We start from the raw sequence: 11514 nt of genomic DNA, 5'->3' as shown, positions 1-11514 counted from the left end.
CTCAACTCGGGAAAGACTGACGTTCAAACCTGCATTCGATCTTGCCCACTTGAAGGGAAGTGGACTATACCTGTCGGCGTCTGCCAAGCCGCGTTTTAGGCAGCAGGCCAGGGGGACGGGAAGACAGCGGGGAGGGCTGTTCTGCTTCCGCCGTCGTACTTCCCTATGTACCCACTGAACTCAGTACTACCCAGCTACAACTGACCGCGGTGGCGGGGCCCTTCGCCTTTGGCGTATTTATACGGGCGACCGGCACACCGCCTGAGTCCTGGAGAAGGCGAGGACTTGAGCATGGGATCTACCTCCACCCGCAACAACGGTGAGGGCCTCGGCCGTCGCGATCTGATCAAGCGTTCTGCTGCGCTCGGCCTGATCACCGTCCCGACGATGAGCTTCCTGTCGGCGTGCGCGTCCGGCAGTGACGACAGCGGTTCCAAGGACACGTCCAAGGGGAAGGTCACCAAGGACAACCCCTTCGGCGTCGCCAAGAACGGCAAGCTCGAGGTTGTCGTCTTCAAGGGCGGCTACGGCGACGACTACGCCAAGGCGTGGGAGGCGCTGTTCGCCAAGAAGTGGGGCACCAAGACGTCCCACCTCGGCACGCAGGAGATCACCGGCAAGCTGCAGCCGCGCTTCAACGGCGGCAACCCCCCGGACGTCATCGACGACTCGGGCGCCCAGCAGATCAAGCTGGACGTGCTCTTCAAGGGCGGTCAGCTCCTCGACCTCCAGGCCGTGCTCGACGCGCCGTCGGTCGACGACCCGTCGAAGAAGGTCTCGGAGACCCTGATCGCCGGCTCCACCGACCCGGGTCTGCAGGGCGGCAAGGTCGTCTCCCTGAACTACGTCTACACGGTCTGGGGTCTGTGGTACTCCGGCAAGCTCTTCAAGGAGAAGGGCTGGGCCGAGCCCAAGACGTGGGACGACTTCCTGGACATCTGCAAGAAGGCCAAGGCGGCAGGCATCGGCGGCCTCGCCCACCAGGGCAAGTTCCCGTACTACATCAACCTGCTGATCATGGACCTCATCGCCAAGACCGGTGGTCTTGACGCCATGAAGGCGATCGACAACCTCGACCCGAAGGCGTTCGTCGGCAGCGACGCCGCCAAGAAGTCCATCGAGGCCGTCTACGAGATCGTCGACCAGGGCCTGCTGATGCCGGGCACCAACGGTCTGACGCACACCGAGTCGCAGACCCGCTGGAACCAGTACAAGGCAGCCTTCATCCCCTCCGGCTCCTGGCTGGAGAACGAGCAGCTCAAGCAGACCCCGGCGGACTTCGACATGAAGTTCCTCCCGGTTCCGCTGCTGCCTGGCAGCAAGCTGCCCTTCGAGGCGATCCGCGCCGGCTCCGGCGAGCCCTTCATCATCCCGACGAAGGCCTCCAACAAGGCCGAGGCGCAGGAGTTCATGCGCCTGATGCTCTCCAAGGAGTGGTCGACGAGCTTCGCGAAGGAGGCGAACTCGCTCACCATCCTGAAGGACGGTGTCGACCCGAGCGTCAAGCTGCGCCCGGGTACCCAGTCCACGGTCGAGGCGGTGAAGGCGGCCGGCGACGCCAACTCCTTCAACTTCCTCTACCCGAACTGGTACAGCGAGATGGACGTCGCGATCCAGAACGCGTCCAACGAGCTCATGTCCAAGCGCATCCAGCCTGCTGAGTGGCTGAAGCGGGCACAGGCCGCTGTGGACAAGGCCGCGAAGGACCCGGCCTCCAAGAAGAACCACCGCGCCTAGTCACAACGCTCACCGCAACACCAGGGGCAGGATGCCATGCGAAAAGGGCAGTACAGATTTGTCGCGGGATTTCTTCTCGCACCGTTGGCGCTGTATCTGATCTTCGTGATCTGGCCGTACATACAGACCTTCGGATATTCCCTGACCGACTGGTCGGGGGAGTCGCCGAACTTCAAGTTCGTCGGTTTGGACAACTACACAGCGTTGTTCCACGATGACGTCTTCAAGCAGGCGATCTGGCACAACGTCCTGCTCCTGGTGTTCATTCCGGTCCTCACCATTCTGATCTCCCTCTTCTTCGCCTTCATGGTGAACGTGGGCGGCCGGGGTGGTGCGGGCGGAGTGAGCGGCGTCAAGGGCTCGAATATCTACAAGATCATCTACTTCTTCCCACAGGTGCTGTCGCTCGCGATTCTCGCGGTGCTCTTCCAGGCGCTGTACCGAAGTGACGAGGGTGGTCTGCTCAACGGGATCCTCATCAAGCTGGGGCTCGTCGACGCCAATAGCCCCATCGAGTGGATGAACAACCCGAAGCTGGTGCTCTGGTGCCTGATGGTGGTCATCATCTGGCACGGGGTCGGCTTCTATCTGGTGCTTTTCTCCGCGGCGATGCAGTCCATCCCGAGGGAGATCTACGAGGCCGCGCTGCTCGACGGGGCCGGCCGTTCGCAGACCTTCTTCCGCGTCACGCTGCCGCTGCTCTGGGAATCCGTACAGACTGCCTGGGTCTATCTGGGCATCGTGGCGATGGACATGTTCGTCCTGGCGTCGACCCTGACTCCGGGCACGGGCTTCGGCGGCGGACCGGACCATCATGGCGAAGTCATCGCGACTGTGCTGATGCGTAACTTCCTCTACTTCGGCAAGAGCGGTTACGCCTGCGCGATGGGCATCGTGATGCTCGTCCTCACCATGATCATTTCCGTCATCACGCTGCGTGCCACCCGCCGCGAGCGCATCGAGTTCTGAGCGGGAGACCCAGACATGAGCACACCCATCAAAGACCCGTCGGTCACCGAGGGCGGCAGCGTCGTCCCCGGCCAGCGGGGCACCAAGAAGTCCGCGAGGCCCGGTGACTCCCGCTCCGAGGGGATGACCCTCAACGTCTTCTCGCACGGATTCCTGATCCTGTGGGCCGTCCTGATCGTCCTGCCGCTGCTGTGGCTGATACTCAGCTCCTTCAAGACGGACGCGCAGATCGGCGGCTCGGCCCTCAGCTGGCCGACGTCCTGGGACTTCGACGTCTTCAGCCGTGCCTGGAGCAAGGGCCACATCGGCGACTACTTCCTGAACACCGCGATCGTGCTGGTGTTCTCGGTGCCGCTCACCATGCTCTTCGGATCCATGGCCGCGTACGTACTGGCGAGGTACCAGTTCCCGGGCAACCGGCTCATCTACTACTTCTTCGTCAGCGGCGCGATGTTCCCCGTGTTCCTCGCGCTCATCCCGCTCTTCTTCATGATGAAGCGGCTCGAGCTGCTGAACACGTACCAGGGCCTGATCGGCGTCTACATCGCGTACTCGCTGCCGTTCACCGTCTTCTTCATGCACTCCTTCTTCCGGACGCTGCCCACGGCGATCCACGAAGCGGCGGTCATCGACGGGGCCTCGCACACCCGGGTGTTCTTCCAGGTGATGATGCCGATGGCCAAGCCGGGTCTGCTGAGCATCGGTATCTTCAATGTGCTCGGCCAGTGGAACCAGTACATTCTCCCCTCGGTCCTCATGCAGCCGCAGAGTTCCGGCGAGCCGGAGCGGTACATGCTCACCCAGGGCCTGATCCAGCTGCAGCAACAGCAGGGTTACGCGACCGACCTGCCGGTGCTCTTCGCCGGTGTCGCCATCGCGATGCTCCCGATGCTGGTCGTCTACCTTTCGTTCCAGCGGCAGATCCAGTCCGGTCTCACCGCGGGCACGCTCAAGTAGCAGTGCGGTAAAGCAGAGGCAATGCCCCGGCGGGGAAATCCGCCGGGGCATTGCGCTGTATCAGGCGCCGCGACGAATCCGGCCCGCATAACGGGCTTCGAGTGCGCTGTTGTGCTCGTCGCCGCCCGCCATATTGGCGGAGAGATAGACCGGCGGAACCTGGCCGGCGGCCAGCAGATCCTTGACCACCTCGGCGACCGTCATCTGCGCGAGCAGCGCGGAGGTGATGGTGGAGACGGCGCCGAAGGTGCCGCCGCCGGGGAGATTCATCACCGAGTCCCCGTACGGGGCGCCGTTGTCCAGGACCACGTCGGCCAGCTCGATCAGCTTGCGGCCCGAGGGGTGGCGCGAGGTCATCTCGTTCGTGTGCTGGAGCGAGGTGATGGCGATCAGACCGTGCCCCTGCTCCTTCACGATCGACGCGAACTCCACGATCGTCCCGTTGACGCCGGAGTTGGACGTGATCACGAAGACGTCCTGCGGCTGTACGGGTGCGAGGTCGTACAGCTTCCGGGCGATGGCGGGATCGCGCTCCAGTTCCGGGGAGCCGAGCAGCGAGGCGGGCTCGCCGCCGTGCAGCACCAGGTCGCGCAGGGCGATCTTGTTGGTGGGGACGAGCCCGCCGGCCCGGCCCGCTATCTCCATGGAGATGGACTCGGAGTGCCCGGAACCAAAGGCCTGGACCACACCGCCGTCGAGGAGCGACGCACTGATGAGCCGGGCGGCACGGCCGACCGCCTCGGCCTGGCTGGTGGCCACCGAGGGGATCAGCTTCTCGATGTGGCCGACGAACGACTGGGCGTCGATGGTCATGGTCGTCTCTTCTCTGTCCGGTGGCTGGCGGTGGCCTGGCTGGTGATCTCCAGGGCGTGCGTGGTGCGTTCGTACGTCCGCATGGCGACCGCCATGTAGAGGGCGTTCAGCGCGAACAGCTGGGAGTGGACGGTGGCCATGCCGCGGGCGTGCAGCACGCCCTCCCGTCCGGCGGTGAGCAGAACGTGGTCCGCCGCCTCCGCGAGCGGGGAACGGGCGGAGGAGGTGACGGCGACGGAGACCGCGCCGTTGTCGGCCCCCTCGGTCAGTACTTCGAGGACTTCGCGGGTACGGCCCCGGTGGGACACCCCGATGACGACGTCGCCCGGCTGGAGCAGGGCCGCGTTGGGCAGGGCCTCGTGCGGGTCGGTGGAGCTCCAGCAGGGCAGCCTGATGCGGTTGAACTGCCCCGCCATCAGCCCGGCGACGGCCCCGCTGACCGACGTACCGAAGAACAGGACGCGCCGGGCCGCCACCATGGCGGCGGCCGTCTGTGCGACCGCGTCGAGGTCGAGCCGCTCGCCGGTCTCGCGCAGCAGCTCGGTGTCGGTGGTCAGCAGCGACTGGACCAGGGTGGCGAGCGAGTCGTCCGGGGAGGCCGCGCCGCCGGACGCGTTCTCCCAACTCGCCTGTTCCGTACGTCCGGTGTCGGCGGCCAGGGCGTAGCGGAGCTCCGTGTACCCGGCGAATCCGAAGGTCCTGGCGAAGCGCGTCACCGTCGCGGGGGAGGCCTCGCCGCGGGCCGCCAGTTCGATGATCGTCGATCGTGCCGCTGCCGCGGGGTCGGCCAGGACGGCCTCCGCGATCCGGCGCAACGCGCCCGGCAATTCGGGCAGTTCATCCGTGATCCGCCCAACTGTCCCCGCTGTCAAGGTAACTCTTTTCATTGGAGTGCCAACCGCATGAAAATTATTCTTGCCATCGGCTCCCGTCAAGACCCACCATGTCGGCATGACGGATCACCGACTCGTCCTGGGGATCGACGCGGGAGGCACCGCGACCCGCGCGGTCGTCACGGGACTCGACGGAGAGCTGCTGGGCAGCGGACGGGCCGGCGGCGGCAACCCCACCACCCATGGACAGCCGGCGGCCCGTGCCCAGCTGGCCGCGGCGCTCGCCGACGCCCTGCGCGAGGTGGACCCGGCCGATGTGGTGGGCGGTGTGGCAGGCATCGCGGGCGGCCTGGCGTTCTCCCCGAGCGTGCTCGAAGCGGTGTGGCGGGAGGCCGGACTCGGCTGTGTGCCCCGCCCCGAGGGCGACGCGCTGATCGCCTTCGTCGCCGGCACCCCGCAGTCGTCGGGGACGCTGCTGCTCAGTGGTACGGGCGCGATCGCCTGCCGGGTCACGGACGGGACGGCCGAGGCGTGGTCGGACGGGCTCGGCTGGCTGCTCGGCGACGAGGGGTCGGGCTTCTGGCTCGGGCGGTCGGCGGCGAGGACGGTCGTCCATGACCTCACCCGGCCGGACGGCACACCGCCGGGACTGCTCGCGGAACTGGTCATGGCGGAGCTGCTCGGTACGCCGAGATCCTTTCGTGACCTGAACGATCAGGCGTTCGCGCTGGTCGCCCGGGCCCAGGCCGATCCCCAGTCGCTCACCCGGCTCGCTCCCGCGGTGAACAGGGCCGCCGAGGCCGGAGATCCGAGGGCGCTGGAGATCGTACGAGAAGGAGCACGCCTCCTCGTCGCGACGGCGGCCCGCGTACACCGTCCACAGGGGCCGATCGTGCTCGCCGGATCCGTGCTGACCAGCGAAGGACCCCTGCGCTCGGCGGTACAGGAGCTCCTCGGGGAGCGGTGGGACACCCCGGTCCGTACGGCAGGAAGCGGAGCCGGAGCCGCCGCCTGGCTCGCCGCGGGCGAGGTCCTGAACCCGGTGCGGGAGGCCGAACACATCTCGCTCCACGCGAAATTTACCGGCGGTAATCCGCCCGTCCCGGCTCTTACGCCCTTCCTACCTGCCTGACCTGCGCTTCTGTCTCAACTGAGGTCAGCGGGCAGGCCGCTCATTCGTGCCTTCCCCTGCTCAAGGTCTTGACGGATAGGAACCCCAAAGGCTCATCTTAGAGTTCACATGTTGGAGATAGGGCGGGGTCTCGTTGTTGCGACCCCGCGCGGGGGGCGGCCGTCGTGCCGTCTGCCAAACGGCGGGAGTGGATGAGTCGATGGAGACTCCGGGGTCGCAGACATCTCTGCACCGGGCCAACCTTGAGCGGGTCGTTCGCGCGGTGCGGATGGCGGGCTCGCTCACTCAGGCGGAGATCGCCCGCTCCACCGGGCTTTCGGCAGCCACGGTCTCCAATATCGTCCGGGAGTTGAAGGAAGGCGGGACCGTCGAGGTCACCCCGACCTCCGCCGGCGGCCGCCGGGCCCGCAGCGTCTCGCTCAGTGGGTCCGCGGGCATCGTCATCGGCGTCGATTTCGGGCATACGCACCTGCGGGTGGCGGTCGGCAACCTGGCCCACCAGGTGCTCGCCGAGGAGTCCGAGCCGCTGGATGTGGACGCCTCGTCCGCGCAGGGCTTCGGCCGCGCGGAAGAGCTGGTCAAGCGGCTGATCGCGGCGACCGGCATCGGCGCGGACAAGGTGATCGGAGTGGGGCTCGGCGTACCGGGTCCCATCGACGTCGAGTCGGGCACGCTCGGCTCCACGTCGATCCTGCCGGGCTGGACCGGCATCAACCCCTCCGAGGAGCTCTCCGCACGTCTGGGGGTGCCGGTGTACGTCGACAACGACGCCAACCTGGGCGCGCTCGGCGAGCTGGTCTGGGGGAGCGGCCGGGGGGTCAAGGACCTGGCGTACATCAAGGTCGCCAGCGGTGTGGGCGCCGGGCTCGTCATCGACGGGCAGATCTACCGGGGCCCCGGCGGCACGGCCGGCGAGATCGGCCACATCACCCTCGACGAGTCGGGTCCGGTCTGCCGCTGCGGCAACCGGGGCTGCCTGGAGACGTTCACCGCGGCCCGGTACGTACTGCCCCTGCTCCAGTCCAGCCACGGCGTGGACCTGACCATGGAGCGGGTCGTCCAGCTGGCGCGCGAGGGGGACCCTGGCTGCCGCCGGGTCGTCGCCGACGTCGGACGTCACATCGGCAGCGGTGTCGCCAACCTGTGCAACCTGCTGAACCCCAGCAGGGTGGTGCTGGGCGGAGACCTCGCGGAGGCCGGTGAGCTGGTGCTCGGGCCGATCCGCGAATCGGTCGGAAGGTACGCGATCCCCAGTGCGGCGCGGCAACTCTCGGTGCTCCCCGGCGCGCTCGGCGGACGCGCGGAGGTGCTGGGCGCCCTCGCCCTCGTACTGAACGAAATGGGCGATTCGACCCTTCTTGACAGCACTGTGCCCGCGGGTACCCCTGCCTTCACTTAGATAACGAATGACACCGTTGCCATCTCGTTAAGGATTTACTCCTTGACGCCTACGTGGCGGCCGAGTTGACTCACTCCCACCTCGGCCGCAACGTTGCGGCCTCGTCAGGGAGGCATCTCCACATGAACGCAATGATGCGCCGCGCAGTCATCGGTACCGCAGCGGTCTCGATGGCCCTTTCCATCGCCGCCTGTGGCAAGGCCGGCGACGACTCGAAGGACGCGAAGGACTCGGGCAGCAAGACCAAGATCGGTCTGCTGCTCCCCGAGAACAAGACCGCGCGCTACGAGACGCTCGACAAGCCGCTGTTCGTCGAAGCAGTCAAGAAGGACTGCCCCGACTGCGTGGTCGAGTACAAGAACGCGGCCGGAGACGTGGGCGCGCAGAAGCAGCAGTTCGACCAGCAGATAGCCGATGGCATCAAGGTCATCGCGATCTCCTCGGTCGACGCCGAGAAGTCCGCCTCGTGGGTCAAGACCGCGCACACCAAGGGTGTCAAGGTCGTTGCGTACGACCGCGCCATCGCCGGTGCCGACGCCTACGTCAGCCACGACAACGAGAAGATCGGCAAGCTCCAGGGCCAGGCCATCCTCGATGCCCTCGGCACCAAGGCGGCCACCTCCAACCTCGTGATGATCAACGGCGACGAGAAGGACCCGAACGCGGGCCTCTTCAAGAAGGGCGCCCACGAGTCCCTCGACGGCAAGATCAAGATCGCCTACGAGGCGTCCGGCGAGTGGGACCCGAAGATCGCGGGCGAGAAGATGGCCGCCGCCGTCTCCTCGGTCGGCAAGGACAAGATCAACGCGGTCTACTCCGCCAACGACGGCATGGCGGGCGGCATCATCACCGCCATCGCCAACGCCGGCATCAAGGGCATCCCGGTGGGCGGCCAGGACGCCGAACTCCCCGGTATCCAGCGGATCATCGCCGGTACGCAGACCTTCACGATCTACAAGTCCCCGAAGCAGCTCGCCCCGGCGGCCGCCCAGTTCGCGGTCAACCTGCTCCAGGGCAAGGACATCGGCGCCCAGGGCAAGACGGACGGCGTTCCGTCCACGCTGCTCGAGCCGACCGTGATCAAGAAGGACAACATCGCGTCCACCGTGATCAAGGACGGCATCTACAAGGTGTCGGACGTCTGCTCCGCGGACATCGCCGCCAAGTGCACCGCGCTGGGCATCAAGTAGTCACCTCGTGTGCCAGGGCCGACAGGCCCTGGCACACACGGGTTTGACCCGCGCCGTACACCGGCCCGGGACGCACTGCCCCGGCCGTGCCGTCCCGGCCCGGATGCGGCGCCCGGTCCTCCGTCCGCGGAGTCTGCCCGCCCCATGACTGTCCGGCCCCGGCCGGCCAACACCCCGCTGTCGGCCGGGTGCCGGACACTCTCCCCCCTCAAGAACTTCCAGAATGTCGACGTCGTGCCGACGGTGCGACGTCTCCGCCGCTCAGGCGGCACATCCCCGCCGGTCAGGCGGCGAAGGAGATGGTTCACGTGTCACAGACGCCCGTGCTGGCGTTGCGTGGAATCTTCAAGCGATTCGGAGCGGTGCAAGTCCTCTCCGGTGTCGATCTTGAAGTCCACGCCGGAGAAGTAGTCGCCCTCGTCGGCGACAACGGTGCCGGAAAGTCCACGCTGGTCAAGACGATCGCCGGCGTGCACCCCATCGATGAGGGCATCATCGAGTGGGAGGGCGAGAAGGTGGAGATCAACCGCCCGCACGACGCCCAGAACCTCGGCGTCGCCACCGTCTACCAGGACCTCGCGCTCTGCGACAACCTGGACGTCGTCGCCAACCTCTTCCTCGGCCGGGAGATTCGCAAGGCCGGAGTCCTCGACGAGGTCGCGATGGAGAAGCGGGCACAGGATCTGCTGTCCACGCTCTCCATCCGTATCCCCAGCGTCCGTATCCCGGTCGCCGCGCTCTCCGGTGGTCAGCGCCAGGTCGTGGCCATCGCCCGCGCCCTGGTCGGCAACCCCAAGGTCGTGATCCTCGACGAGCCGACCGCGGCCCTCGGTGTCGAGCAGACCGCGCAGGTCCTCGACCTGGTGGAGCGGCTGCGCGAGCAGAACCTGGGCGTCATCCTCATCAGCCACAACATGGCTGACGTCAAGGCTGTCGCCGACAAGGTCGCCGTGCTGCGACTCGGTCACAACAACGGCATCTTCCCCGTGGCGACGACCAGCCACGAAGAAATCATCGCCGCGATCACGGGCGCCACGGACAACGCCGTGACGCGCCGTTCGTCCCGCAGCGCGGAGGCATCCAAGTGAGCAAGCTCAGCAAGACTCCGGCCCAGGTCCCGGCCCAGGCCGAAGCCACCGAGGCTCCCGCAGCAGCGGCCGGAGCAGTCAAGGTCATCGACCCCCGCCTGCTCATCCGTGAGCAGGGCTTCAAGGGTTACTGGACCGAGTTCAAGCGCAAGGTGCGCTCGGGTGAGATCGGCTCGCTGCCCGTCGTGGTGGGCCTGATCATCATCGCGGTCGTCTTCCAGCTCGAGACCGGAAACTTCCTCACCTCGTACAACCTCGACCAGATCACGCTGTACGCGGCGGGCCCCGGCATCATGGCCGTCGGCATCGTCTTCGTCCTGCTGCTCGGCGAGATCGACCTCGCGGTCGGCTCCGTCGCGGGTCTCGCGGGTTCGATGTGGGCCGTGCTCGGCACCCACATGCCCGACTCCCTCGCCATCGTGCTCGGCATCCTGTCCGGCACGGTCCTCGGCGCCTTCCACGGCATCGTCTTCGCCAAGATCGGCGTGCCCGCGTTCGTCGTGACGCTCGCCGGCTTCCTGGGCTGGGCCGGTCTGCAGACCTGGGTGATGGGTGACAAGTCCACCATCACCACCCCGCTCGGCAGCTTCGTCGACGACCTCACCAAGTACTACTTCGCCGACGTGGCGGCCGCCTACGGCCTCGCCGTGTTCGTGATCGTCGCCTTCTATCTGACGCAGCTGCGCGACGCGCGCCGGCGCAAGGCCGCCGACCTGCCGCACCGCCCGCAGAGCGAAATCATCCTGCGCACCGTGCTGCTCGCGCTCGGCGCTCTCCTCGCCGCCTACGCGTTCAACCAGGAGCAGGGCCTCCCGCTCTCCCTGGTGATCTTCCTGGCGATCCTGGTCATCACCGACTTCGTCCTGCGCCGCACCACGTACGGCCGTCAGATCTTCGCGGTCGGCGGTGGCGTCGAGGCGGCCAGCAGGGCCGGCATCAACGTGTCCTGGATCCGTATCTCGGTGTTCATGATCTCCGGCACGTTCGGCGCGATCGGCGGTCTCTTCCTGGCCTCCGCCACCGGCGGCGCCGACCGTTCGCTCGGCGGCGGCAACCAGCTGATGATGTGCATCGCCGCGGCGGTCATCGGCGGTACGTCACTGTTCGGCGGACGCGGCAAGGTCTGGTCCGCGCTCCTCGGCATCCTGGTCATCCAGTCGATCGTCCAGGGGCTCAACCAGATGAACCTCTCCTCCAACGCGATCCAGTACATGATCACCGGTGGAGTACTCCTCATCGCCGTGATCATCGACTCGGTCTCCCGCAAGACCCAGAAGACCGCGGGCCGCGCCTGACCGCGGATCCGCAGGAGCGCCCGGCACCGCAACCGCGGTGCCGGGCGCTCCTGCGTGACGTTCCCGCGTGAGATAGAACGCACCGCCCGATGAACACTGCC

At 66.9% G+C, this 11514-nt stretch carries 10 protein-coding genes; 8 read left to right on the top strand and 2 right to left on the bottom strand.

The genetic code is table 11. The annotated features are described in order from the left end of the window. Positions 1-291: 291 nt before the first annotated feature. From ngcE to J0695_RS17380, 3 genes are read left to right on the top strand one after another with little or no spacing between them, the layout of a single operon-like run. Positions 292-1737, top strand: a complete 1446-nt coding sequence (gene ngcE, locus J0695_RS17390; RefSeq protein WP_206962983.1) for an N-acetylglucosamine/diacetylchitobiose ABC transporter substrate-binding protein — start codon at positions 292-294, stop codon at positions 1735-1737. Positions 1738-1773: 36 nt separating this feature from the next. After that, the gene (locus tag J0695_RS17385) at positions 1774-2706 is read left to right on the top strand and encodes a carbohydrate ABC transporter permease (protein WP_206962982.1); all 933 of its coding nucleotides are present in this window, start codon (positions 1774-1776) and stop codon (positions 2704-2706) included. 15 nt (positions 2707-2721) lie between these two features. Then, on the top strand, positions 2722-3663 hold the full coding sequence (locus J0695_RS17380) for a carbohydrate ABC transporter permease (protein WP_206962981.1): 942 nt from the start codon (positions 2722-2724) through the stop codon (positions 3661-3663). A gap of 60 nt (positions 3664-3723) precedes the next feature. Here J0695_RS17380 and J0695_RS17375 read toward each other — a convergent pair whose 3' ends face one another. Both J0695_RS17375 and J0695_RS17370 read right to left on the bottom strand, forming a co-directional pair. After that, complete coding sequence (locus J0695_RS17375; RefSeq protein ID WP_206962980.1) at positions 3724-4476, bottom strand: sugar isomerase domain-containing protein; 753 nt, start codon at positions 4474-4476, stop codon at positions 3724-3726. Beyond that, positions 4473-5348 (bottom strand): MurR/RpiR family transcriptional regulator, encoded by an 876-nt coding sequence (locus J0695_RS17370; protein WP_206962979.1) that lies wholly within the window; start codon positions 5346-5348, stop codon positions 4473-4475. Before J0695_RS17370 ends, J0695_RS17375 begins: the two co-directional genes overlap by 4 nt. A gap of 79 nt (positions 5349-5427) precedes the next feature. Here J0695_RS17370 and J0695_RS17365 point away from each other — a divergent pair, with 79 nt between their 5' ends. The 5 genes from J0695_RS17365 (at position 5428) to J0695_RS17345 (ending at position 11413) form a co-directional block, all read left to right on the top strand. Next, a complete protein-coding gene (locus J0695_RS17365; protein WP_206962978.1) occupies positions 5428-6441 on the top strand; it encodes an N-acetylglucosamine kinase in 1014 nt (337 codons plus the stop codon). Between the two features lie 199 nt (positions 6442-6640). Further along, positions 6641-7840 (top strand): ROK family transcriptional regulator, encoded by a 1200-nt coding sequence (locus J0695_RS17360; protein ID WP_206962977.1) that lies wholly within the window; start codon positions 6641-6643, stop codon positions 7838-7840. A 122-nt stretch (positions 7841-7962) separates the two neighbouring features. Next, positions 7963-9030 (top strand): sugar ABC transporter substrate-binding protein, encoded by a 1068-nt coding sequence (locus tag J0695_RS17355; RefSeq protein ID WP_206962976.1) that lies wholly within the window; start codon positions 7963-7965, stop codon positions 9028-9030. A gap of 299 nt (positions 9031-9329) precedes the next feature. Continuing rightward, entirely contained in the window at positions 9330-10118 is a 789-nt protein-coding gene (locus tag J0695_RS17350; protein ID WP_206962975.1) for an ATP-binding cassette domain-containing protein, read from the top strand. After that, positions 10115-11413: a sugar ABC transporter permease gene (locus J0695_RS17345; RefSeq protein ID WP_206962974.1), complete on the top strand. Its 1299-nt coding sequence runs from the start codon at positions 10115-10117 to the stop codon at positions 11411-11413. The genes J0695_RS17350 and J0695_RS17345 overlap by 4 nt, the downstream gene beginning before the upstream one ends. Positions 11414-11514 lie beyond the last annotated feature (101 nt).

It is taken from the genome of Streptomyces beijiangensis (assembly GCF_017315755.1).
Classification (GTDB): Bacteria; Actinomycetota; Actinomycetes; order Streptomycetales; family Streptomycetaceae; genus Streptomyces; species Streptomyces beijiangensis.
Note: the sequence above shows the minus strand (reverse complement) of the source record. Positions and strands in the feature narration are given on the sequence as shown.

Coding starts and splice junctions, on each gene's coding strand:
- ngcE (WP_206962983.1), top strand. CDS start 292: ATGGGATCTACCTCCACCCGCAACAACGGTGAGGGCCTCGGCCGTCGC.
- J0695_RS17385 (WP_206962982.1), top strand. CDS start 1,774: ATGCGAAAAGGGCAGTACAGATTTGTCGCGGGATTTCTTCTCGCACCG.
- J0695_RS17380 (WP_206962981.1), top strand. CDS start 2,722: ATGAGCACACCCATCAAAGACCCGTCGGTCACCGAGGGCGGCAGCGTC.
- J0695_RS17375 (WP_206962980.1), bottom strand. CDS start 4,476: ATGACCATCGACGCCCAGTCGTTCGTCGGCCACATCGAGAAGCTGATC.
- J0695_RS17365 (WP_206962978.1), top strand. CDS start 5,428: ATGACGGATCACCGACTCGTCCTGGGGATCGACGCGGGAGGCACCGCG.
- J0695_RS17360 (WP_206962977.1), top strand. CDS start 6,641: ATGGAGACTCCGGGGTCGCAGACATCTCTGCACCGGGCCAACCTTGAG.
- J0695_RS17355 (WP_206962976.1), top strand. CDS start 7,963: ATGAACGCAATGATGCGCCGCGCAGTCATCGGTACCGCAGCGGTCTCG.
- J0695_RS17350 (WP_206962975.1), top strand. CDS start 9,330: ATGGTTCACGTGTCACAGACGCCCGTGCTGGCGTTGCGTGGAATCTTC.